The following is a 23,775-nucleotide window of genomic DNA, read 5'->3' as shown; positions in this document are numbered from 1 at the left end:
AGGCAATTGTCATACTTGGTTCTGTCAAGGCATATTTGACAATTACCGAGTTTCCTTTATTTTATCGACAAATACAAGCAGATGACAAGGAAAAATGTTACGAAGGTAAGACATTTCTTATTCTTTTTATAGACAAATTTCGCATGATTTAAACATGCTTCAAACGACTTTCGGACATACTAGTAAGCGGAGGTGTTGAATGTGAAACAGGAACAAACTGGAATAAACAATTTTGTACAAATTGGTTTATTTGGTGGTGTTTTCTGGGGGAGTATATGGTATTTTCTTCATATTTTCTCTTTTACAGAGGTTGGAACAAATTATTTACTTTTGCCATTTGCACTTGGAGATTGGAAAGAAGGTGTTTGGGGAAATATAGCAGGCATTATCTGTATTGGATTTTTTTCTATTGTAGTAGCATTTCTTTATAAGACTTTTTTTAAAAAGTTTGAGGGGGTACTTCCCGGCCTCTTGTATGGTTTGTTTTGGTGGAGTCTTTTATTTTTAGGACTAGGTTCAATTGCGCCGGTTATTAAAAATGCAATGCATTTACCGAAAGAAACCGTTACAACCACAATTTGCATTTTTATTTTATATGGTGTATTCATCTCCTATTCTGTTTCATTTGAGGCGAATAATGTAAATCAAGGAGAAGATACAGAGAAGACAAACTATTCAAATAAGTGACTCCTATGTTAGAATATGAAATATATATTCTTTATATTAAGGAGTTTTAAAAAGATGAAGAAAGTACTCCTCGTAAACGGTCCTAATCTAAATCGTCTCGGTGTTCGAGAGGTAAATGTGTATGGGAAAGGAACGTTAGAGACACTTGAAACAGATATGAAACAAGAAGCTGAAAAATTGGGAGTAGGATTAGAATGTTTCCAATCGAATCATGAAGGTGCTCTTATTGATACCATTCATGAAGCGGATGGCATATATGAGGGAATCATTCTAAATCCAGGAGCATTTACGCATTATAGCTATGCGATTCGAGATGCTATTGCAAGCATTTCGATTCCAGTTATTGAAGTACATATTTCTAACATCCATCAGCGTGAATCATTTCGTCATGAATCGGTGACAGCAGCAGTTTGCGCAGGTCAGATTGTTGGATTTGGTTTTTATGGCTATAAGCTAGCATTATTTGCATTGTTGGAGAAACTGGGGGAGGCCTAAATCAATGGAAAAGATTACGAAATTAAGAAGTGCGTTTGATGAAGCTGGTATTGATGGGATTTTATTAACGAATGAATATAGCCGTAGATATATGACTGGTTTTACAGGGACAGCGGGTGTCGTACTGATTTCGAAAGAGCATGCTCTATTCATTACAGATTTCCGTTATGTAGAGCAAGCTAGTAAACAAGCTGTTGGCTATGAAATTGTACAGCATACAGGCCCGATTCTTGATGAAGTGGCGAACCAAGTGAACAACTTAGGAATTCAAAAACTTGGTTTTGAGCAAGATACTCTCACATATAGTTCTTATACAGCACATAAAGAAGCCATTGCAGCAGAATTTATCCCGACTTCTGGGCTTGTAGAAAAGTTACGCTTGATTAAGACGGATTCAGAGATTAAGATATTAAAGGAAGCTGCACAGATTGCAGATGCTGCCTTTGAACATATTCTATCATTCATTCACCCAGGAGTATCTGAAATTGAAGTGTCAAATGAACTTGAATTTTTCATGAGAAAACAAGGAGCAACATCTTCTTCGTTTGATATTATCGTTGCTTCGGGACTACGTTCAGCATTGCCGCACGGTGTGGCATCTGAAAAAGTGATAGAAACAGGAGATTTCGTAACGTTAGATTTCGGCGCCTATTATAAAGGATATTGTTCTGATATTACTCGTACCATTGCAGTCGGTGAACCGTCAGATAAATTAAAAGAAATTTATCATGTTGTTTTAGAAGCGCAGCTTCGTGGTGTAAATGGCATGAAAGCTGGGTTAACGGGTCGTGAAGCCGATGCATTAACACGTGACTACATAGCGGAAAAAGGATATGGTGAGTATTTTGGCCATTCGACAGGTCATGGCCTGGGCCTTGAAGTTCATGAAGCACCAGGATTAGCATACCGATCTGAAACAGTACTTGAGCCAGGGATGGTTGTGACAGTAGAACCAGGTATTTATATTCCAGGTGTTGGTGGTGTACGTATTGAAGATGATATCATTGTAACGAGTGAAGGTAATGAAGTAATTACAAAATCTCCAAAAGAACTTATTATTTTGTAACATACAGGAGGATTTTTTGCATGATTTCAGTAAACGATTTTCGCACAGGTTTAACAATTACGGTGGATAACGACCTTTGGCAGGTGATTGAATTCCAACACGTAAAACCAGGTAAAGGTGCGGCATTTGTTCGTTCTAAATTACGTAACTTACGTACAGGAGCTATTCAAGAGAAAACATTCCGCGCAGGTGAAAAAGTAGAGAAAGCACATATCGAAAACCGTCGTATGCAATATTTATACGCGAGCGGTGAGGCTCACGTATTCATGGATAACGGAACGTATGAACAAATTGAACTTAGTGAAGCTCAAATCGAGCGCGAACTAAAATTCTTGAAAGAAAACATGGAAGTGTCAATTATGACATATCAAGGTGAAGTACTTGGTGTGGAGCTTCCAAACACTGTTGAGTTAAAAGTTGTTGAAACAGAGCCAGGTATTAAAGGTGATACAGCTTCTAACGTAACAAAACCAGCTACATTAGAAACAGGTCTTGTTGTACAAGTACCAATCTTCATTAATGAAGGTGAAATGCTTGTTATCAATACAGCAGAAGGTAAATACGTTTCTCGTGCATAGTAGAAAAGCACTCGTGATAATCACGAGTGCTTTTTTATAGGAAATAGGGCAGATAATAAATAGCGGTGATAACAAAACTTATGAAGACAAGGAAAAGGGTGCCTATAATATACGGAGTCGCAACAATTTGAAATGGTCGTATTTCACCGGTCTCAACGCCAGCTAATGTTTTATTTATTGCGTGATTTGTCATGTTATTTCTATGTTTACTCATAATAATGAGCCATGTAATTGCAAATATTGTTAAAGTACCGAGGAAAAAGGTATCCATAAATGACCAACCGACCCATTTTGAAAAAAGATAGATAAGGACTAATTCTACTACAATGGTTAAACTAATTTTTAATCCCCTCATATTTTTCCTCCTCATTTTGTAGGTCTAGCCAATTTAGAAATTTCTCACGTGACACGACATGCAGTACACAAGAAGATTTTACTTCTTTCTCTAAAGCAGAGTGCTCATCGGGGAATCTATCTTCCACATGCAATGAAATGTAAGGTAATTTCTCTTGTGCTTTTAAAGAACGAATATTAGCCTTTTTAGCACCAGCGAATACATATGTAAGTTGTAAGTCTAAAAAAGCGATTTTAAAGATTTCTTTTTTAGCAGCCTCATTATATCCTTTTCCCCAGTAAGGATAGCCAAGCCAACTACCAATGTGAGATTGTTTCTTTTCATAATTAATATGCTTAAGCGTGGTGAGACCGATTATTTCATTCTCTTCATTTACAATCATTCTCGATAAAGATTTCTTTTGGCGTTCTTCTTCTATTGCGAAAAGAAGGAACGCCTTTGTGTCTTCGATTTTCTCTACTTTTATTCCTAATGCATTTTTTACCTGTGCATCACTTGATAATGTGAAAATAATTTCTGCATATTGTAAATCCAGTGGTAATAATGTTACGTGCTTCATGGCTTTACTCCTTTCTAATCGTAAGTATAACATGATTTAATTTAATATTCAGAAAATTTCGTTACGTTATGCAAAAAAATATGTTTTTACTTCTGAAATAGACAACCACTGCATATGGTTGTACAAATATATTCTTTTTCAAATTAGCATTTTTAGCAAACGAAAGAGTCGTTGTGAGGAGAGAAGGTGAAAGAATGAAACAATGGCTAGCGGCAATAGAAACTTCTGTGCTTGTTATGGGATTACTTCGGGTGTTTTCTGGAAGCGTGGAAATATGCGCCGCTTTGCTTATGCTTTATGTAAATGATGCGAAAAAGGCCTTGTTTATAAATGGTATGTTGGCATTTGTTGGGCCTACTGTATTAATTTTGACAATGACAATTGGCATTGCAAGTGTCGCAAGTGAAATCTCTTTTTTAAAGCTTTTTTTTCTGACTCTTGGGGTTGCTTGCATTTTTATCGCAGTGTTGAAATAGAAAGTCAATTAGAGTGGAGAGAAGGCGATGAAAGAAGTATTAGAGGTTTTACCAAAAATGATGAGGGAGTTAATTGAAGGATGTAAGGAATATAACGCGTTAGAAGAAATTCGCGTTCGAATTGGGAGACCGCTTGAATGTATTGCACATGGAAAAGTATTCTTTCATGAATATATAGTTACACCGGAAGATGCTATGCACCTTTTAAATAAACTGAGTCAATTTTCTATTTATACGATAGAGGAAGAATTAAAGCGTGGCTATGTTACGCTGCGTGGTGGGCATAGAATTGGTCTCGCAGGGAAAGTGATTACGGAGAAAAGTGCGGTCAAGATGATTCGTGATGTGTCATCTTTTAATATTCGGATTGCTCGTCAAAAAATGGGAATAGCTGAACCGCTTTTATCCTATTTATACGAATCACGTTGGTTAAATACGATGGTAATTGGACCTCCACAAACGGGGAAAACAACGCTTCTTAGAGACGTAGCACGCTGTATGAGTCAAGGAGTGGGCTTTGCGAACATCCCTTCTTGTAAAGTTGGCATTGTGGATGAGAGATCAGAAATTGCAGGTTGTGTAAAAGGGATTCCGCAATATGAATTCGGCCCACGTGTTGATGTGCTTGATGCGTGTCCGAAAGCAGAAGGAATGATGATGATGATTCGTTCTATGAGTCCAGATATATTAATTGTTGATGAAATCGGGCGCATGGAAGATAGCGAAGCCATTATGGAGGCTGTTCATGCAGGGGTACAACTGTTCATAAGTGCACATGGATTTTCTTTCGATGATATACGAAAGCGTCCATCTTTAAAAGCAGTAATGGAATTTGGAGTGTTTGAGCGTTTTATTGAACTCTCAAAAGCAAAAGGGCCTGGTACTGTAGTGCAAGTGAAGGATAGAGAAGGGAAACCGATTCAAAGGCGAAAGAAGGTTCAAAACGTATGATAAAAATATTTGGTGCGGTGTTAATTGTAGCAGTAACGACTTTTTTTGGATTTTCACATGCGAAGAGATATAGTGAGCGTCCGCGCCAATTACGGCTTTTAAAAGCAGCCCTTCAATCATTAGAGGCTGAAATTATGTATGGACATACCCCTTTATCAGAAGCGGCAGAACGTTTAGTCAAACAAATGCCGAAACCATTAAATTGGATATTTCAAAGCTTTTCAAAGCGGCTTGAAAACGGTGAACAAACTGTTAGAGAGTCCTGGCTTGATAGTTTAAAAGAAAATTGGGCGCTCACATCTCTTAAACAAGCTGAATATGAGATTTTGCAACAATTTGGTGAAACGTTAGGGCAGCATGACCGAGAGTCGCAACAAAAACATATTCGGTTATGCATTACACATTTAGAAAGAGAGGAAGGAGAAGCGAAAGCATTGCAGCAGCAATATGAAAAAATGATTAAAAGCCTAGGGGTATTAGCAGGGCTACTTATTGTGATTTTACTGCTATAAAGGGGGGAGAAAGGCGATGTCCATTGACGTAGGGTTAATATTTCAAATCGCCGGAATTGGCATTATATTAGCTTTCATTCATACGGTATTAAAAGAATTAAAGCGGGAAGATATTGCAAATTGGGTCATTCTTGTCGGTTTTGTAGTCATTTTATTCCACGTAGCATTTCTAATCAATACATTATTCGACAAGATTAAAAGTGTCTTTCTCTTCCAGTAAAGGAGGCGATTCGCATCGAAATTATTCAAATTGTCGGATTAGGCCTCGTTGCAACTTTTTTAGCGGCTATATTAAATCAACATAAGTCTAGCATTACATCATTATTTATTGTCTTTATTGGTAGTGTAATGTTTCTTCTATTAATCGATCAAATTCATTCTATTTTAAAAATGATTGAGCGAATTGCCAGTGAAGCAAAGGTGAGCAATGTCTATGTAGAAACACTATTAAAGATTATTGGCATTGCTTATATTGCTGAATTTGGGGCGCAAATTACAAAAGATGCAGGGCAAGGAGCAATCGCTTCTAAAATCGAATTAGCCGGGAAAATATTAATACTTGTTATGGCCATTCCGATTTTAACAGTTGTAATTGAAACCATTCTTGGCTTTTTACCTACGGGATAAGGGGGAGTAGATGTTGCGGAAGTTTGGAGCTAAGCTGTTATTTGCTTGCTTCCTTTTCTTTTCTTTACCAATTGTCGTACAAGCTTCTCCCATAGAACAAAACGTCGTTGATCAGCAATTGGACAAACTTGGAATTGAGGATGTGAAGCAGTTTTGGGATGGGCTGATTACTAAATATGACGGTTATTTACCAGAAAGTCAAAAGGGAAGTTTTATGGAATTTGTGAAAGGAGAAAAAGAATTTTCGATAAAGGAGTGGATGATAGGTTTACTCAAATATTTGTTCCATGAGCTTGTTGCAAATGGAAAATTACTTGGGACTCTTATTATGCTCACAATCTTTAGTGCACTATTACAATCTTTGCAATCCGCTTTTGCAAAAAGTAGCATTAGTAAAATTGCAGATGCTGTTGTATACATGGTGCTCATTATTTTTGCGTTAAATAGCTTTTATGTAGTCATGACTTATGCAAGAGAAACCATTCAAACGATGGTAGATTTCATATTGGCATTGCTTCCAATTTTGTTGGCTTTAATAGCGACTGGAGGCGGTGTTGTATCTGTATCATTCTTTCATCCTATTATCGTTTTCTTAATGAATACAAGCGGTTTACTTATGAATTATATCGTTCTTCCACTTTTGTTGCTTGCAACAATTTTAAGTATCGTAAGTACGATGAGTGATCAATATAAAGTTACGAAACTGTCTAAACTTTTACAGAAAGTCAGCGTGGGGATTATCGGAATATTTTTAACAGTTTTTCTTGGAGTTTTATCAGTACAAGGAACAGCAACAGCAGTTGCTGACGGTATTGCTGTAAAAACAGCGAAGTTTGTCACAGGAAACTTTATACCAGTCGTAGGCAGAATGTTTACAGAAGCTGCAGATACTGTTATTAGTGCATCTGGACTACTTAAGAATACAGTAGGGATGATTGGGCTTGTTATTTTATGTTTAATCGTAGCATTTCCAGCTATTCAAATCTTTTGTATCGCCTTTATTTATAAATTTGCAGCCGCTGTTTTACAGCCAGTTGGCGGGGGAGCAATCATTCAATGTTTGGATATTATAGGACGAAGCATTATTTATGTGTTTGCTTGTCTAGCAATCGTATCTTTTATGTTCTTCCTTAGCATTACAATTATGATTGCCGCAGGGAATATTACCCTCATGATGCGCTAGGAGGTGAGGAATATGCAATTTGTTACGGAATGGATTCGAAACATTATTGTATTCTTGCTTTTAGCGACGATGCTTCATTTGTTACTTCCTAATTCTAATTTACAGAAATATGTAAAATTTGTTGTAAGTCTACTATTAGTCGTGTTGATGTTGACTCCGTTATTCAAGCTATTACAAACAGATGTAAATGAGGTAATTGCTAATTTTAATTCAGAAAAATATGCAACAGATCATTCTATAAAAAATTCTATTGATGCAAAGAAAAAAGAAATACAAGCCCTTACACGTGCATATAGTTTAGAAGAGATGGCTGTCAAAATGAAAAAAGAAATCGGTAAAGAGTTTGAGAAAAAGTATGGTATGACAGTATCTAATATAGAGGTAGTTGCGCTAGAAACAAAGGAAGAAGTAAGAACGGCAAAAGATATTGAGTCTGTTATTGTAACATTGAAAGAAAGAGAACCGAAGAAAAATGATGCAATTGAAACTGTAAAACCAATTGAAATCAATACGAAAGAACCGAAGCAAACAACGGAAGAAATGAATGTAGAAATGAAGGAGTTCTTTTCAAGCAAATGGCAGCTAGAGGATAAACAAATCCAAGTTCAAATGGAAGGAGGGACAGGTAGAGGAAATGGACAAAAACGATAAGGGGACAAAGTTCTCATTTTTTCGCAACTTATTTAAGGGAGAGGAGAAAGAAGATAGGGAGAAGGGAAAAAAGGTAACACCAAAATTTTTGCTTGTCCTACTTATACTTGGAATCTTGCTTATGTTCTCTAGTAATTTCTTTCAACCGAAGAAAGAAGAAGTGCCAGTTTTTAAAGAACAGACAAGTCAAAAGACAGAGAAAGATGTACCTACTTTTGGACAAAAGAATAACGATAGTATGTCTGTGGTAGAAAAATATGAAAAAGCATATGAACAAGAATTAAAGTCTTCGTTAGAAGATATTACAGGTGTAAAAGAAGTATCAATTGAAGTGAATCTTGACTCCTCTGAACAAAAAATACTCGAAAAAAATATTGTAAAACGATCCCAAACAACCGGAGAAACAGATAAAACGGGAGGGAAAAGAGAGGTGGAGGACGAGTCAACAGACGAGAAAACAGTGATTATCCGTGAAGGGGATAAAGAAACTCCTATTGTTTTGCGCACAGAAAAGCCGAAAGTACGCGGTGTTCTTGTCGTGGCAAAGGGAGTGGATAATATACAAATTAAATCAATGGTAAAAGAAGCAGTAACGCGCATGTTAGATGTTCCAGCACACCGCGTTGCTGTGTTACCAAAAAAAGGTTAAGGGGGAAGTGAAATGTTGAAAAAACAAACAGTTTGGTTATTGACGATGTTAAGTCTAGTTGTTGTTTTATCTGTTTATTATGTAACAACACCAGAGAAAATGAATAATGTAACACCAACAGCAAGTGAAAAAATTGGACAAGAAAAGCAAAACGCTGAAAAAGAAGGAACGAAAGAAACGACAAATCAAGAAACAGAGAAAAAAGAAACTGAGGGTAAAGAAACAGAGAAAAAAGATAGTGGTAATAAAGAAACGAGTAAACAGGAAGGAAATGTAACTGTTGAATCGAATGATGAGAATTTTACAGCTCTTCGTATGCAAATGGAAGACCAGCGTAGTGCTGAGAAAGAAAAATTACAAAATGTAATTAATTCATCGAAATCTTCTGCAGAGGAAAAGAGCAAAGCGAAAGATAGTTTTGATGCAATTACTACAATGGAGACAAAGGAAAGCTTATTGGAAACAGTTATTAAATCGCAAGGGGGTTATAAAGATGCCCTTGTAAGAGCAGATGGAACTGATATTAAAGTAACAGTGAAAGCGGCAAAGCATTCGAAAAAAGAAGCAAATAAAATTATTCAACTTGTACGAAGTGAAGCTGGAGCGAAGGATGTAGGTGTAAAGTTTGATCCTGTTAAGTAATCAAAGGTGGATGGTAAGGCAGAGAGAAATGGAAAAAAGCTATCGTTTTCGATAGCTTTTTTCCATTTCATTCGTATGGTCTTCTTCAATCCGAAACGGAGGGATACGTTGAGAGTGGAAAATAATAGGTTCGTGGTAATGATGGTTGCTTTCCACAGATTTGATATGAACAAAAGTAACAATGACCCAAACGGTTACAGCCGGTAGAAATAGAATGAGCCAAATCATATTTCGGCACCTCGCTACACAATATTTTCGTTCCCTTTGAACATACTATTTTTATATGGAGGAAGACTAAATGGTTTGTAAACGAAAAAATAATATTTAGTAAAATATATTTTCGTACATTTATAAATACGATTCATATGGGAAACATTATGTCATTTCATTCTTTTATAGATAAGAAAACAGCCTTTTTTTTGAAGTGGTCTTGCCAATTTCATGTGAAACTTGGTATTATTACTAGGTGATAAAATATTAAATGAAATTATATTTTTACAGGAGTTTCGACTTATAATAAAGAAATATAAGTTGGAATGTTGAAAATATTTATCGTAAGATGGAACTAGTCAATCTTTCTATTGGTACATTTTGAAAGAGAATGTTTCCAGTAGAATGCATCGTATTTTTACAGCGAATCGCTTATTTCTCATAGGACGACTGTAAAAACGAGACAAACAAGAGTATGGGAGTGGGTTTTATATGTTTAAAATTCAGGAAGTTCGTGAATTAATTAAATTAATTGATAGCTCTAATATTGATGAATTTGAATACAAAAAAGATGGTACAACAATTAAAATGAAAAAACGCGGTCACGAAGTAGTGGTAGGGCAAGCACCAGCAGTTATGCAAGCAGCGGCTCCAGCTGTAGAAGTAGAAACAACAGCGGCAGCAGCGCAGGTAAAAGTTCCGAAGCAGGAAGAGAAGGAAGTTGTTAAAGATGAGAATCTACATAAAATTACATCGCCTATGGTAGGGACATTTTATGCTTCTTCTTCACCTGATGCACCTCCATATGTAATGGTTGGAGATCGCGTATCAAAAGATTCTGTTGTATGTATTGTAGAAGCGATGAAGTTATTTAATGAGATTGAGGCAGATGTAGAGGGCGAAATTGTTGAAATTCTTGTTAATAACGGACAACTTGTTGAATATGGACAACCGCTATTTCTTGTAAAAGCGTAATAAGGGAGTCTTTGTAATGATAAAAAAAGTATTGATAGCCAATCGTGGGGAAATTGCAGTGCGCATTATTCGTGCATGTAAAGAGATGGATATTGAAACAGTTGCTATTTATTCAGAAGCAGATAAAGAATCACTTCATGTACAGATAGCTGATGAGGCATATTGTGTTGGACCAACGATGTCAAAAGAAAGTTATTTGAATTTGACAAATATTATTAGTGTTGCTAAGTTAACGGGATGTGATGCAATTCATCCGGGCTATGGATTTTTAGCTGAAAATGCTGATTTTGCTGAACTATGCCGTGAGTGTAATTTAATCTTTATTGGGCCGAGCCCAGAAGCGATTTCAAAGATGGGTACAAAAGACGTTGCTCGTGATACAATGAAAGAAGCAGGGGTTCCGATTGTACCGGGTTCACAAGGTATTATTAAAAACATAGAAGAAGCGATCGAACTTGCAAATGAAATTGGATATCCTGTTATTATTAAAGCGACAGCTGGTGGTGGAGGAAAAGGAATTCGTGTTGCTCGCCATGAAGAGGAGCTTGTAAAGGGAATTCAAATTACACAGCAAGAAGCTAGTACCGCTTTTGGAAACCCTGGTGTATACTTAGAAAAGTACGTTGAAGATTTCCGCCATGTTGAGATTCAAATAATGGCAGATGCACACGGCAATGCCATTCATTTAGGAGAACGTGATTGTACAATTCAGCGCCGTTTGCAAAAATTGTTAGAAGAAAGCCCTTCACCTGCTTTGGATGCTGAAATTCGTCAAAAAATGGGTGAAGCGGCAGTGAAAGCGGCAGTAGCAGTTGATTATACAGGTGCTGGTACGGTTGAGTTTATTTATGAATATAAAACGAAAAGCTTTTATTTTATGGAAATGAACACACGAATTCAAGTGGAACATCCTGTGACTGAAATGGTGACAGGAATGGATTTAATTAAAGAACAAATCCGTGTTGCTTCTGGAGAAAAGCTATCGTTACAGCAAGAAGAAGTACAATTTAATGGCTGGGCAATTGAATGTCGGATTAATGCGGAAAACCCTGCCAAAAAATTTATGCCATCCCCAGGTAAAGTTGAAATGTATTTACCGCCAGGTGGGCTTGGTATTCGCGTCGATTCAGCTGTTTATCCAGGTTATTCAATTCCACCTTACTATGATTCGATGATTGCAAAGCTAATCGTTCACGGAAAAACTCGTGAAGAAGCAATTGCAAAGATGAAGCGAGCGCTTAGTGAGTTTGTCATTGAAGGCGTACATACAACAATCCCGTTCCATTTACAATTGCTAAATCATCCGGATTTTGTAAAAGGTGAATTTAATACAAAGTTTTTGGAAGAACATGAACTTGTGACGCAGTGATAAAGTGAAACGATTATTGGTGGAACGTTCTGCTCCACTCATGTAGATTTCACGAATTGGGCATTTATAGGTAGGGAACCTTCTATATGATTTTCTTTCGTTCTAAGAACTTTGAAGAGGGTTTTACTACCTGTTGATGCGGGATATATTTAAAGGAGGTTTTTTTATGGCTGAACATATGTTAGATATGGGTCAAGATACAAGTCTTGGAAAAGTAGAGATTGCACCAGAAGTAATTGAAGTGATTGCGGGTATCGCAGCTGCTGAGGTAGATGGCGTGGCAGCAATGCGCGGGAATTTTGCGACAGATGTTGTAGAAAAATTAGGGAAAAAAAATCATGGTAAAGGTGTAAAGGTTGAATTAGTAAACGAAGATATCATTGTGGATGTTTATGTTATTATGTATTTCGGCGTTGCTATTCCAGTTGTCGCACAAAAGATTCAAGACAACATTCGTCAAGCGCTCTTTACAATGACTGGTCTTGAGCCAAAAGAAGTGAACGTTCACATCGTTGGCGTAACATTCGAAACACAACAAACAGAAATCGAGCCAGTGTAAGAATGAAAAGGTGCCTCATGAACTAGGCACCTTTTTTGTCGTTTCATTTCTTCACCAAGCAACTCCTCTAATTATTATATTATTTTTAAAAATATGAAATCTGAAAGAGAACGGCTATGTTTTTCTTAAAAAACGTACATTATGATAAGATGTGGAACTTGAAGTTAATTTTTTTATTATTTTTCAGCTGTGTAACCCGTGTATGAAACGATAAATTGTGTTATTATCATTGTATTATAAGGTTGAAAAATCAATGAAAACTACAAAAGTAAGTAAATTGAGAACTTATAAATTATAATAATATAACAAATCATAAAGAAAGACTTGAAGTATAAAGGAGAGTTACAATGAAACGTAGGACGGCTAGAGAAAGAGCCATGCAAGCATTATACCAAATGGATATTACCGGAGAATTAAATCCGAAAGTAGCGGTAGAGAATACGCTAGATGAAGGAGAAGAAACAAATGAATTTTTAGATTCACTTGTTGGTGGCTTTGTAGAGCATAAAGAAACAATTGATGAGTTAATTCGTCAAAATTTAAAAAAATGGAAATTAGAACGTATTAGTATCGTTGATCGCAGTATTTTGCGCTTAGCTGTTTATGAAATGAAATACATGGAAGAAATTCCGCATAATGTAACAATCAATGAAGCAATTGAAATTGCGAAAACATTCGGGGATGAGGAATCTCGTCGTTTTATTAACGGCGTTTTATCTAATATAAAAGATACACTGTAATTTCTTTAAGGGGGAATCTTAAAATGGTAGCAGTAATTATCAAAGGAAATGAAGTTGCGGAGAAAAAACGAGCACAATTAAAAGAAGAAGTTGTGAAGTTAAAAGAGCAAGGAATTGTACCAGGATTAGCAGTTATTTTAGTTGGAGAAGACCCTGCCTCTCGTTCTTATGTAAAGGGAAAACAAAAAGGCTGTGAACAAGTGGGGATTTATTCAGAGCTTATCGAATTTCCAGATACGATTACTGAAGAGCGTTTACTTGCTGAAATCGATCGTTTAAATGAGGATGATCGTATCAATGGAATATTAGTACAATTACCTTTACCGAAACATATTGAAGAGAAAGCTATCATTGAAAGAATTTCACCTAAGAAGGATGTAGATGGATTCCATCCCATTAATATTGGGCGTATGATGACAGGACAAGATACATTCCTTCCCTGTACGCCACATGGCATTTTAGAATTAGTAAAAGAAACGAATATTGATATTTCTGGAAAACATGTTGTTGTCATTGGAAGAAGTAACATCGTTGGAAAACCAGTAGGACAACTATTTTTAAATGAAAATGCGACTGTTACGTATTGTCATTCTAAAACGAAAAATATAAAAGAATTGTCAAAGTTAGCTGATATTTTAGTTGTAGCTGTAGGAAGACCAAAGATGGTAACGGCCGATTATATAAAAGAAGGAGCAGTTGTCATTGATGTTGGTGTGAATCGCTTAGAGACAGGAAAACTATGCGGCGATGTTGACTTTGAAAATGTACTAGATATTGCAGGCTACATTACACCGGTGCCAAAAGGTGTTGGTCCGATGACAATTACAATGCTTCTTCATAATACAGTTGAATCTGCTAAACGTGCAGGTTTTATCTGTAAATAATTTGAAGCGGCTATGAGGAGAGAGAAATGGAAAAGCAATATTTAACCGTTACAGCATTAACACGTTATATCAAAACAAAAATAGAGTATGATCCGCATTTGCAGTCTGTTTGGTTAAAAGGAGAAATTTCAAACTTTAAATATCATAGCCGTGGCCATATGTATTTTACATTGAAAGATGAAAATGCAAGGATTGCAGCGGTTATGTTTGCGGGGCATAATCGTAATATAAAATTCAGACCAGAAGATGGAATGAAAGTGCTTGTAAAAGGGAAAATCTCTGTCTATGAAGCAAGTGGTTCTTATCAAATTTATGTTCATGATATGCAACCTGATGGTGTGGGGAATCTTCACTTAGCTTATGAACAATTAAAGGTTCGACTAGAGGAAGAAGGATTATTTTCTCGCGTTTATAAGCAACCCATTCCTGCATATGCAAAAACAATAGGTGTGATTACATCACCAACGGGGGCGGCTATTCGTGATATTATAACGACGATTAAACGTCGCTATCCAATTGGGAATGTGATTGTTTTTCCAGTACTTGTACAAGGGGAGTTTGCTGCTCCCTCTATTGTACAAGCTATTCAAACAGCAAATGAGATGAATGATATAGATGTATTAATTGTTGGTCGCGGGGGCGGTTCTATTGAGGAGCTATGGGCTTTTAATGAAGAAATAGTCGCGCGAGCAATTTTTGCAAGTAAGATTCCCATTATCTCTGCTGTTGGACATGAAACTGATTTTACAATCGCTGATTTTGTTGCAGATTTACGTGCACCGACGCCGACAGCAGCTGCTGAATTAGCTGTGCCTAATATTCTTGAAATGCAAGAGAAAGTATTGCAAAGAACACTTCGTTTACAAAGAGCGATGCGAGAAATAGTACATAAAAGGCAAGAGCGATTACAAACGTTGCAAAAGTCATATGCATTTCGTTATCCAAGACAAATATATGAACAAAAAGAAGAGCAGTTAGATCGAGCTCTTGAGCAACTTGTTTTAGCAAAAGAGCGCTATATGGAGAAAAAAGTGAATCAGTTAAAGCAGCTCTCATTTTACTTGGAGAAGCACCATCCTGCTCAAAGAATTTCACAAACAAAGATAGCGATTGAAACGTTGCAAAAACAATTACGACGAGAAATGCAAACGGTGTTACAAACGAAAGAATTTGCATTTGTGAGAATAGCAAAGCAACTAGAAGCATTAAGTCCGCTTAAAGTTATGATGAGAGGATATGGACTTGTATATAGCGAGAAGAATCAAGTATTGAAAAGTGTAAAAGATGTTAGTGCTGGAGATGTAGTTTCCGTGCAATTACAAGATGGTATATTAGATTGTAATGTATCGAGCGTAAAGGAGCGTGAATCAAATGGAAAATAAATTGAGCTTTGAAGAGGCGATTTCACAGCTTGAGCATCTCGTTTCCAAGCTTGAACAAGGCGATGTTCCTTTAGAAGAAGCAATTTCATACTTTAAAGAAGGGATGGAATTGTCTAAGTTGTGTGATGAGAAATTGAAAGATGTACAAGAACAAATGGCAGTAATCCTTGGAGAAGATGGACAGCTTGAGCCATTTACAGCTTTAGGAGATGAAGCATAGTGGCATATGGAGATTTCGATGCTTTTGTAATAGAAAGCAAAATGTTTATAGAAAAAGAACTTGCGCGTTACGCGAATGAATTGCAATGTCCAAACGTGCTTCGCGATGCGATGACATATTCATTAGAAGCGGGTGGAAAACGTCTCCGCCCGTTACTTTTATTTGCAACTTTACATGCGTTTGGGAAAGAACGAGAACTTGGGATAGGTGCAGCTTGTGCACTTGAAATGATTCATACATACTCTTTAATTCATGATGATTTGCCATGTATGGATGATGATGACTTAAGACGCGGGAAGCCAACCAATCATAAAGTATTTGGAGAGGCGATGGCTGTTTTAGCCGGCGATGGTTTGCTCACCTATGCGTTTCAAGTAGTTTCAGCGTATAATTATGAAGGGATTTCTAGTGAAATAAAGTTAAGGCTGGCACTTGAGCTTGCCAAAGCCGCGGGGCCAGAAGGAATGGTAGCTGGACAAGTAGCGGATATGGAAGCGGAAGGGAAGCACCTTACACTGAATGAATTAGAGTATATTCATAAGCATAAAACAGGAAGATTATTAGAGTTTGCTGTACTTGCTGGTGCTATACTTGCTGGTGCAACAAAAGAAGAAGAGGAAAAGCTACTTGCCTTTGCAAAATATGTTGGCCTTGCCTTTCAAATTAGAGATGATATTTTAGATGTGGAAGGAACGGAAGAAGAAATTGGAAAGCCAATTGGCAGCGATGCTTCTAATGAAAAGAGTACATATACGACATTATTTGCGATAGACGAAGCAAAAAGTATATTAGAAGAAACGATTGCCAAAGCAAAGGATGCAATTATGTCCCTGCAATTACAAGATACATACTTGCTCTCTGTTTGTGATCTTATCGCAAAGCGTAACAACTAGTATAACAGCGTTTTCATTTGTTGAGTCATTTATCATTTTGTGGTATAAATGTAGAAAAAGGTTTTTCTTTTCTTTTTATTGGCAAAAATATATTTAGATTACATTGCCGTTGTCACGTTGTGTGAGCGGCTCTTTTTTTCATCATACAAAGAAGTGGGCGTATCAAAGTAAGTAGAGATAAGATAAAATGTAGTAGGAAAAGCTAAGAACTTCTTGTATTGTGTAAAGTTTTTTTATAATATTTGACATGTTGACAGATTATGAAATGAAAGTGAGTGATCCATGTGGATCTAACGCAAATTCAAAACCCTAGTTTTTTGAAAGATATGTCTATCAGCGAACTAGAGGAATTGAGTGAGGATATTCGTAAGTTTTTAATTGAAGAGCTCTCTCAAACAGGTGGACATATTGCTCCTAACTTAGGTGTAGTAGAACTCACAATTGCGCTGCATACATTATTTGATAGTCCGAAAGATAAATTTTTATGGGATGTCGGACATCAATCTTATGTTCATAAAATTTTAACAGGGCGTGCAAAAGAGTTTCGTACATTAAGGCAGTATAAAGGATTGTGTGGTTTTCCAAAACGATGTGAAAGTGAACATGATGTGTGGGAAACTGGTCATAGTTCAACATCATTATCTGCTGCGATGGGAATGGCTTTAGCGCGTGATTTAAAGAAAACAGATGAATATGTTATACCGATTATCGGAGATGGTGCTTTAACTGGAGGAATGGCTCTAGAAGCGCTGAATCATATCGGACATGAAAAGACAGATATGATTGTGATACTTAACGATAATGAAATGTCAATCGCACCGAATGTTGGAGCACTTCATAATGTACTTGGTCGTTTGCGTACAGCTGGTAAATATCAATGGGTAAAAGATGAACTGGAGTATATTCTTAAAAAGATTCCAGCAGTTGGTGGGAAAGTTGCAGCGACGGCTGAAAAGATTAAAGATAGCTTGAAATATTTATTAGTATCTGGTGTTTTTTTTGAGGAATTAGGTTTTACATATTTAGGTCCAGTTGATGGACATGATTATGAAAAACTATTTGAAACACTGCAATATGCGAAGAAAACAAAAGGTCCAGTACTTGTTCATGTGATTACAAAGAAAGGGAAAGGATATAAACCTGCTGAAAGCGATGTAATCGGTACTTGGCATGGCACTGGCCCATATAAGATTGAATCGGGAGACTTTGTGAAACCGAAGGAAGTTGCTCCAGCATGGAGCGCTGTTGTTAGTGAAACGGTTCGTAAACTGGCAAGAGTGGATGAGCGTATCGTAGCGATTACGCCGGCGATGCCTGTTGGATCTAAACTTGAGAAGTTTCATCAAGAATTTCCAAATCGTATGATTGATGTAGGAATTGCCGAGCAACATGCAACAACGATGGCAGCTGGAATGGCAACACAAGGAATGAAACCATTCTTAGCAATCTATTCGACGTTTTTACAAAGAGCATATGATCAAGTTGTTCATGATATATGTCGTCAAAACTTAAATGTTTTCATCGGTATTGATCGTTCTGGATTAGTTGGTGCAGATGGAGAAACGCATCAAGGAGTATTTGATATTGCGTTTTTACGCCACTTACCCAATATCGTCCTTATGATGCCGAAAGATGAGAATGAAGGACAACATTTAGTATATACAGCAATGCAATATGAAGATGGACCGATTGCACTTCGATATCCGCGTGGAAATGGACTTGGTGTTCCAATGGATGATGAATTCAAGGTAATTCCAATTGGCACATGGGAAACATTAAGAGAAGGTACGCAAGCAGCTATTGTAACATTTGGGACAACAATTCCAATGGCTATGGAAGCAGCCGAGCGTCTTGGAAAAGCTGGTGTTTCTGTAAAGGTGGTAAATGCTCGTTTTATTAAGCCAATGGATGAAGCATACTTACATGATCTTTTAGGAAAGAATATACCGATTTTAACAATTGAAGAAGCTTGTTTAATCGGCGGGTTTGGTTCAGGAGTTATGGAGTTTGCTGCTGAACATGGATATCATAGTGCATTGATTGAACGAATGGGAATTCCAGATTATTTTATCGAGCACGGTAGTGTGACGAAATTATTAGAAGAAATTGGGTTAACAACAGATGCGGTTGTAGATCGCATCCATACAATGATTCCATCAAAACAAAAAAGGGCGTAACAAATGAGTGTAAAAAAAGAAAGAGTAGATGTATTAGTAGTAGAACGCGGGTTGATTGAAACACGTGAAAAAGCAAAGCGCGCCATTATGGCTGGGCTTGTATATGCGAATGAGATGAGGCTCGATAAGCCGGGGGAAAAAATTCCTGAGGATACACCGATTACAATAAAGGGACAAGTTATGCCTTATGTAAGCCGCGGTGGTTATAAATTAGAAAAGGCATTACAAGTATTTCAACTTGATTTGCAAGATAAAATTATGATTGATATTGGTTCATCAACTGGTGGCTTTACAGATTGTGCACTACAAAATGGAGTAAAGTTATCTTATGCTCTGGATGTAGGATACAATCAATTAGCTTGGAAACTTCGCCAAGATGAACGTGTTGTTGTGATGGAGCGAACGAACTTCCGTTATGTTACACCAGCTGACTTAGAGCGTGGATTACCGCAGTTTGCAAGCATCGACGTTTCGTTCATATCATTAAAGCTTATTTTGCCGGTGTTAAAAACAATGCTTACGCCAAATGGTGATGTAGTTGCATTAATTAAACCGCAATTTGAAGCTGGGCGAGAACAAGTTGGAAAAAAAGGTATCGTTCGTGACAAAAAAGTACATGAAGCTGTTGTCGAAATGATTGTCGACTTTGCGTTACAAGAAGGATACGATGTACAAGACTTGACATTCTCACCTATTACAGGTGGAGATGGAAATATTGAATTTTTAATCCATTTAAAATGGTATGGTGAGCGTGAGACTGGTGAAAACCATTCTCCAATTTCCATCGAGCAAGTTGTTACAGAAGCGCATGAAGTATTAAAACAAAAGGGAAAAGAGGAATAACGTATGTTGTTCCTCTTTTTGTTGGAATTGTATAATGATTGTAAAAACAATTGTGTACAATAAAACAATTATACGTTAACATAAATAAGTGAAGTATATCAACGTTTAAACTATGGTAAGAGATAGTGTGAGGTGCAAATGTATGAATAAGGGTCAGCGCCATATTAAAATTAGAGAAATTATCGCGAACAAAGAAATTGAAACACAAGATGAACTAGTTGACATTTTACGGAACGAAGGCTTTAATGTAACGCAAGCAACTGTATCACGTGATATTAAAGAACTGCACTTAGTAAAAGTGCCATTACATGATGGTCGCTATAAATATAGCTTACCAGCAGATCAACGCTTCAATCCGTTACAAAAATTAAAACGGAATCTCGTTGATTCGTTTGTGAAATTAGACACAGCAGGGCATATGCTTGTGTTAAAAACATTACCTGGTAATGCTCACGCGCTAGGAGCGCTTATTGATCATTTAGAGTGGGACGAGATTATCGGAACCATTTGTGGTGATGACACTTGCTTAATTATTTGTCGTACGCCTGAAGATACTGGTAATGTATCGGATCGTTTCTTAAATATGCTGTAACAAAAAAGAATCTTGTTTACTTTCTTACTAAAATGAGAAAGTAAACAAGATATTTTTTATTGTGAAAAATAAGGTTTTTATAATGGTATACATAAAGAGGCGGATTGACCCATAAAACAAATGTTTGGTACAATGAAGCATGTTAGAAGAATACATGATACATGTGATATATAGAAGATAACGATTTAAATAATACGTAATGAAAGCTCTTAATGGGGCATTAGTTTATAACGAGGTGAATGAAGCATTGTTATCGGAATTATCGATTAGAAACTTTGCTATTATTGAGTCATTAAATATTTCTTTTCAAAAAGGCTTAACTGTATTAAGTGGTGAAACAGGAGCTGGAAAATCAATTATTATTGATGCAATTAGCTTGCTTGTTGGTGGTCGTGGGTCAGCAGAATTTGTTCGATATGGAACAGAGAAAGCAGAAATTGAAGGATTGTTTTATATAGAGGACGATAAGCACCCGTGCATTGCGAAGGCAGAAGAGCTGGATATTGAAATTGAAGATGGCATGATGATTTTAAAACGCGACATAGCTGCGAATGGAAAAAGTGTATGTCGCATAAATGGTAAACTTGTTACATTAAGCATATTGAAAGAAATTGGGAAAACACTTGTTGATATTCACGGACAACATGAGACACAAGATTTAATGAATGAAGAACGGCATCTCTTTATGCTGGATCATTTCGATGGAAATCGAATTGTAAAACAATTAGAAAAATATCAAGAAGTATATGTAAAGTATGAACAATTGAAGAAACAATTAAAAGCTTTAACAGAAAATGAACAACAGATGGCTCACCGATTGGATTTAATTCAATTCCAATATGAAGAAATTCGTAAAGCGGATTTAAAGGTAGATGAAGAAGAGGAATTAACAGAGGAGCGCTTGAAAATCTCTAATTTTGAGAAGATTTATAAAGCGTTAGGTGATGCTTATCGTTCATTAACTGCAGATGGACAAGGCCTTGATCATGTGCGAAATGCAATGGGGCAAATGGAGAGTATTGCACATTTAGATGAATCGTATCAAGAAAATCATGATTCAATAGCAAATAGCTATTATTTGCTGGAAGAAGTAGCCTATCAGCTAAGAGAAAAATTAGATATGATGGAATATGATCCAAATCGTTTAGATGAAATTGAAACTCGTTTAAATGAAATTCGTATGCTAAAGAGAAAGTATGGCAATACTGTAGAAGAGATTTTAGCGTATGCAGATAAAATAGAGCAAGAAATATTTACGATTGAAAATAAAGATGTGCATATTGAAAAGGCTAAAAAAGAGTTAAAAGAATTGGAAAGTGTAATCTTAAAAGAAGCGACAATGTTAAGTGATATGCGTCATGAACTTGCAGAGCGCTTAACAAGTGCTATTCACCAAGAATTGAAAGAACTATATATGGAAAAAACAAAATTTGAAGTGAGAATAACAAAAAAAGAAGGAAATATAGAAGATCCACTCGTTGAAGGAATACCTGTCAAATTAACAGTGGATGGATATGACCAAGTGGAGTTCTATATTTCCACAAATCCAGGTGAACCGTTGAAACAACTTTCAAAAGTTGCTTCTGGAGGAGAGTTATCTCGTATTATTTTAGCTTTAAAGAGTATTTTTTCGAAACATCATGGTGTCACATCTGTCATTTTTGATGAAGTGGATACAGGTGTGAGCGGCCGAGTTGCACAAGCGATTGCTGAAAAAATTTACAGGGTATCAGTAAATTCACAAGTACTTTGCATTACTCATTTACCTCAAGTAGCTTCAATGGCGGATTCACATTTATTTATCCGAAAGCAAGTGGCGAATGATCGGACAATGACATCTGTCACAATACTAAGTCCAGACGATAAAGTGACAGAAATTGCTCGTATGATTTCTGGTGTAGAAATTACGGATTTAACTACGGAACATGCGAAAGAGTTACTTACGCAAGCAAATCATTTTAAGCAAGCAGCAGAAGCTATCCAATAATGGATAGCTTTTTTGTTCAAATAATGATTTCTTAATTCTTCCGGTTATAAACAGGGCGTTGCAAGGAGAGATTAAAAGATGAGGCCGAAGAGGCTGAATGTGGGGTAGGAGCGAGGAGAGTGAATAAATTGAGATTAGAACACTTCCGGAAAATAATAGGGATTTGTCTCCTTGTTTCGTTAGTTTTTATTGTCTGTTTTAAACCATTACGTACATTTATTTCATTTCCAAAACAACTTGTTATTTTTGAAGGGGAACAATCAGAAATAGAATCACTGCCTGTTTTTCAAGCTTCATCTACCAATCATAACGTGTTTACCGTAAGTTCTAAACAAAAAGCGCCGGGGATTATGGTGAATTCACATCAAAATGGTGAGGCGGATATGGTGTTTCAATTGGCTGGTTTCCCTGTGAAGAAAGTAAACGTAAAAGTGTTAAAAGATTTTAAAGTTATTCCAGGTGGACAATCTATCGGTGTGAAGCTGAATACGAAAGGTGTCCTTGTTGTTGGACATCATTTAATTCAAACGGAAAAAGGGAAAGTATCACCAGGTGAACTAGCAGGTGTACAAGTTGGTGATATGATTACTGCAATTAATGGAAAAACAATCGAAAGAATGAGCGATGTAGCACCATTTATTCATAGTAGTGGTGAAACAGGTGAACCGCTTCATCTTGTGTTATTGAGGGATGGGAAGCATATTCGCACAAAGCTAACGCCACAAAAAGATAGTGGGGAATCATCTTATCGCATTGGTCTATATATTCGTGATTCGGCAGCTGGTATTGGAACGATGACATTTATCGACCCAAATTCCATGAAATATGGAGCGCTTGGTCATGTTATTTCTGACAATGATACAAAAAAACCGATTCAAGTGGAAGATGGGCAAATTATGCGTTCGACAGTCACTTCGATTGAAAGAGGAAGCCATGGAAATCCCGGAGAAAAGTTAGCGAAATTCTCACCAGATCATGAAGTAATTGGGAATATTACAACAAATAGTCCATTTGGAATTTTTGGAAAGCTAAATACAAATGTGAAAAACGGGATAATGGATAAGGCGATGCCAATCGCATTATCTCATCAAGTAAAAGAAGGACCAGCAAAAATATTAACAGTAATTGATAACGATAAAGTAGAATCATTTGATGTTGACATAGTAAGTGCAGTGCCGCAAAAATTTCCAGCTACAAAAGGAATGGTTATAAAGGTTACTGATAAGCGTTTATTAGAAAAAACAGGTGGTATTGTACAAGGAATGAGCGGAAGCCCAATTGTTCAAAATGGAAAAGTGATTGGTGCAGTTACACATGTATTTGTAAATGACCCAACTTCCGGATATGGTGTGCACATTGAATGGATGTTACATGAAGCGGGAATCAATATTTATGAACAAAATAAAAAAGCAAGCTGATGTGTAAAATGTACCCTATAGGATAGACACTTAAAAAAAGGTCTATTCTATAGGGTATTTCTTGTATAATGAGAGAAAAATGAGAATCGGAGACA

General features: G+C 36.6%; 29 protein-coding genes. 26 read left to right on the top strand and 3 right to left on the bottom strand.

What is annotated here, in order from left to right; all coding sequences use genetic code 11:
* Positions 1 to 201 precede the first annotated feature (201 nt).
* Genes MR056_RS18860 through efp form a run of 4 tightly spaced genes read left to right on the top strand, consistent with a single transcriptional unit; the run spans position 202 to position 2,826 of the window.
* On the top strand, positions 202 to 687 hold the full coding sequence (locus MR056_RS18860; protein WP_012095354.1) for a YqhR family membrane protein: 486 nt from the start codon (positions 202 to 204) through the stop codon (positions 685 to 687).
* 54 nt (positions 688 to 741) lie between these two features.
* Positions 742 to 1,182, top strand: a complete 441-nt coding sequence (gene aroQ, locus MR056_RS18855) for a type II 3-dehydroquinate dehydratase (protein ID WP_012095353.1) — start codon at positions 742 to 744, stop codon at positions 1,180 to 1,182.
* Positions 1,183 to 1,186: 4 nt separating this feature from the next.
* Positions 1,187 to 2,248, top strand: a complete 1,062-nt coding sequence (pepQ, locus tag MR056_RS18850) for a Xaa-Pro dipeptidase (RefSeq protein WP_048723606.1) — start codon at positions 1,187 to 1,189, stop codon at positions 2,246 to 2,248.
* Positions 2,249 to 2,268: 20 nt separating this feature from the next.
* Positions 2,269 to 2,826 carry an elongation factor P gene (efp, locus tag MR056_RS18845; RefSeq protein WP_012095350.1) on the top strand — a complete coding sequence of 186 codons (558 nt, stop codon included), beginning with the start codon at positions 2,269 to 2,271 and terminating at the stop codon, positions 2,824 to 2,826.
* Between the two features lie 34 nt (positions 2,827 to 2,860).
* On the opposite strand, the gene MR056_RS18840 is transcribed toward efp, so the two are convergent.
* Complete coding sequence (locus MR056_RS18840; protein ID WP_048723605.1) at positions 2,861 to 3,181, bottom strand: hypothetical protein; 321 nt, start codon at positions 3,179 to 3,181, stop codon at positions 2,861 to 2,863.
* On the bottom strand, positions 3,162 to 3,740 hold the full coding sequence (locus MR056_RS18835; RefSeq protein WP_048723603.1) for a GNAT family N-acetyltransferase: 579 nt from the start codon (positions 3,738 to 3,740) through the stop codon (positions 3,162 to 3,164). Before MR056_RS18835 ends, MR056_RS18840 begins: the two co-directional genes overlap by 20 nt.
* A gap of 194 nt (positions 3,741 to 3,934) precedes the next feature.
* Here MR056_RS18835 and MR056_RS18830 point away from each other — a divergent pair, with 194 nt between their 5' ends.
* From MR056_RS18830 to MR056_RS18790, 9 genes are read left to right on the top strand one after another with little or no spacing between them, the layout of a single operon-like run.
* On the top strand, positions 3,935 to 4,216 hold the full coding sequence (locus MR056_RS18830) for a YqhV family protein (protein WP_012095347.1): 282 nt from the start codon (positions 3,935 to 3,937) through the stop codon (positions 4,214 to 4,216).
* 27 nt (positions 4,217 to 4,243) lie between these two features.
* Entirely contained in the window at positions 4,244 to 5,167 is a 924-nt protein-coding gene (gene spoIIIAA / locus MR056_RS18825; protein ID WP_012095346.1) for a stage III sporulation protein AA, read from the top strand.
* A complete protein-coding gene (spoIIIAB, locus tag MR056_RS18820; protein WP_012095345.1) occupies positions 5,164 to 5,679 on the top strand; it encodes a stage III sporulation protein SpoIIIAB in 516 nt (171 codons plus the stop codon). The genes spoIIIAA and spoIIIAB overlap by 4 nt, the downstream gene beginning before the upstream one ends.
* A gap of 16 nt (positions 5,680 to 5,695) precedes the next feature.
* The gene (gene spoIIIAC / locus MR056_RS18815; protein WP_012095344.1) at positions 5,696 to 5,899 is read left to right on the top strand and encodes a stage III sporulation protein AC; all 204 of its coding nucleotides are present in this window, start codon (positions 5,696 to 5,698) and stop codon (positions 5,897 to 5,899) included.
* Positions 5,900 to 5,907: 8 nt separating this feature from the next.
* Positions 5,908 to 6,306, top strand: a complete 399-nt coding sequence (spoIIIAD, locus tag MR056_RS18810) for a stage III sporulation protein AD (protein WP_256941505.1) — start codon at positions 5,908 to 5,910, stop codon at positions 6,304 to 6,306.
* Positions 6,307 to 6,316: 10 nt separating this feature from the next.
* Complete coding sequence (gene spoIIIAE / locus MR056_RS18805) at positions 6,317 to 7,489, top strand: stage III sporulation protein AE (protein ID WP_012095342.1); 1,173 nt, start codon at positions 6,317 to 6,319, stop codon at positions 7,487 to 7,489.
* 12 nt (positions 7,490 to 7,501) lie between these two features.
* Positions 7,502 to 8,140: a stage III sporulation protein AF gene (spoIIIAF, locus tag MR056_RS18800; protein WP_012095341.1), complete on the top strand. Its 639-nt coding sequence runs from the start codon at positions 7,502 to 7,504 to the stop codon at positions 8,138 to 8,140.
* The gene (gene spoIIIAG, locus MR056_RS18795; protein ID WP_012095340.1) at positions 8,124 to 8,789 is read left to right on the top strand and encodes a stage III sporulation protein AG; all 666 of its coding nucleotides are present in this window, start codon (positions 8,124 to 8,126) and stop codon (positions 8,787 to 8,789) included. The genes spoIIIAF and spoIIIAG overlap by 17 nt, the downstream gene beginning before the upstream one ends.
* A 12-nt stretch (positions 8,790 to 8,801) precedes the next feature.
* Positions 8,802 to 9,431, top strand: coding sequence for a SpoIIIAH-like family protein (locus MR056_RS18790; RefSeq protein WP_242136636.1), 630 nt, complete (start codon positions 8,802 to 8,804; stop codon positions 9,429 to 9,431).
* Between the two features lie 39 nt (positions 9,432 to 9,470).
* On the opposite strand, the gene MR056_RS18785 is transcribed toward MR056_RS18790, so the two are convergent.
* A complete protein-coding gene (locus MR056_RS18785; protein WP_041810004.1) occupies positions 9,471 to 9,659 on the bottom strand; it encodes a hypothetical protein in 189 nt (62 codons plus the stop codon).
* Between the two features lie 474 nt (positions 9,660 to 10,133).
* Here MR056_RS18785 and accB point away from each other — a divergent pair, with 474 nt between their 5' ends.
* From accB to spoIVB, 13 genes are all read left to right on the top strand, one after another.
* On the top strand, positions 10,134 to 10,616 hold the full coding sequence (gene accB / locus MR056_RS18780; RefSeq protein ID WP_087099103.1) for an acetyl-CoA carboxylase biotin carboxyl carrier protein: 483 nt from the start codon (positions 10,134 to 10,136) through the stop codon (positions 10,614 to 10,616).
* Positions 10,617 to 10,632: 16 nt separating this feature from the next.
* Complete coding sequence (gene accC, locus MR056_RS18775) at positions 10,633 to 11,985, top strand: acetyl-CoA carboxylase biotin carboxylase subunit (RefSeq protein ID WP_012095337.1); 1,353 nt, start codon at positions 10,633 to 10,635, stop codon at positions 11,983 to 11,985.
* Between the two features lie 166 nt (positions 11,986 to 12,151).
* The gene (locus tag MR056_RS18770; RefSeq protein WP_012095336.1) at positions 12,152 to 12,544 is read left to right on the top strand and encodes an Asp23/Gls24 family envelope stress response protein; all 393 of its coding nucleotides are present in this window, start codon (positions 12,152 to 12,154) and stop codon (positions 12,542 to 12,544) included.
* 347 nt (positions 12,545 to 12,891) lie between these two features.
* A complete protein-coding gene (gene nusB, locus MR056_RS18765; protein ID WP_012095335.1) occupies positions 12,892 to 13,284 on the top strand; it encodes a N utilization substance protein NusB in 393 nt (130 codons plus the stop codon).
* Positions 13,285 to 13,307: 23 nt separating this feature from the next.
* The gene (gene folD, locus MR056_RS18760) at positions 13,308 to 14,168 is read left to right on the top strand and encodes a bifunctional methylenetetrahydrofolate dehydrogenase/methenyltetrahydrofolate cyclohydrolase FolD (protein ID WP_048723599.1); all 861 of its coding nucleotides are present in this window, start codon (positions 13,308 to 13,310) and stop codon (positions 14,166 to 14,168) included.
* 26 nt (positions 14,169 to 14,194) lie between these two features.
* Positions 14,195 to 15,550 (top strand): exodeoxyribonuclease VII large subunit, encoded by a 1,356-nt coding sequence (xseA, locus tag MR056_RS18755; RefSeq protein ID WP_012095333.1) that lies wholly within the window; start codon positions 14,195 to 14,197, stop codon positions 15,548 to 15,550.
* Positions 15,540 to 15,770, top strand: a complete 231-nt coding sequence (gene xseB / locus MR056_RS18750; RefSeq protein WP_012095332.1) for an exodeoxyribonuclease VII small subunit — start codon at positions 15,540 to 15,542, stop codon at positions 15,768 to 15,770. Before xseA ends, xseB begins: the two co-directional genes overlap by 11 nt.
* 41 nt (positions 15,771 to 15,811) lie before the next feature.
* On the top strand, positions 15,812 to 16,663 hold the full coding sequence (locus tag MR056_RS18745) for a polyprenyl synthetase family protein (RefSeq protein ID WP_087095437.1): 852 nt from the start codon (positions 15,812 to 15,814) through the stop codon (positions 16,661 to 16,663).
* A 284-nt stretch (positions 16,664 to 16,947) separates the two neighbouring features.
* Positions 16,948 to 18,840 carry a 1-deoxy-D-xylulose-5-phosphate synthase gene (gene dxs, locus MR056_RS18740; protein ID WP_012095330.1) on the top strand — a complete coding sequence of 631 codons (1,893 nt, stop codon included), beginning with the start codon at positions 16,948 to 16,950 and terminating at the stop codon, positions 18,838 to 18,840.
* A gap of 3 nt (positions 18,841 to 18,843) precedes the next feature.
* Positions 18,844 to 19,683, top strand: coding sequence for a TlyA family RNA methyltransferase (locus tag MR056_RS18735; RefSeq protein ID WP_012095329.1), 840 nt, complete (start codon positions 18,844 to 18,846; stop codon positions 19,681 to 19,683).
* A gap of 142 nt (positions 19,684 to 19,825) precedes the next feature.
* Positions 19,826 to 20,275, top strand: a complete 450-nt coding sequence (gene argR / locus MR056_RS18730; RefSeq protein ID WP_012095328.1) for an arginine repressor ArgR — start codon at positions 19,826 to 19,828, stop codon at positions 20,273 to 20,275.
* Positions 20,276 to 20,522: 247 nt separating this feature from the next.
* Positions 20,523 to 22,262 carry a DNA repair protein RecN gene (gene recN / locus MR056_RS18725; RefSeq protein WP_087099121.1) on the top strand — a complete coding sequence of 580 codons (1,740 nt, stop codon included), beginning with the start codon at positions 20,523 to 20,525 and terminating at the stop codon, positions 22,260 to 22,262.
* Between the two features lie 119 nt (positions 22,263 to 22,381).
* A complete protein-coding gene (gene spoIVB, locus MR056_RS18720) occupies positions 22,382 to 23,680 on the top strand; it encodes a SpoIVB peptidase (RefSeq protein WP_012095326.1) in 1,299 nt (432 codons plus the stop codon).
* The last annotated feature ends 95 nt before the right edge of the window (positions 23,681 to 23,775 follow it).

The organism is Bacillus cereus group sp. BfR-BA-01360 (assembly GCF_022663595.1).
In the GTDB taxonomy this organism is placed as follows: domain Bacteria; phylum Bacillota; class Bacilli; order Bacillales; family Bacillaceae_G; genus Bacillus_A; species Bacillus_A cytotoxicus.
Note: the sequence above shows the minus strand (reverse complement) of the source record. Positions and strands in the feature narration are given on the sequence as shown.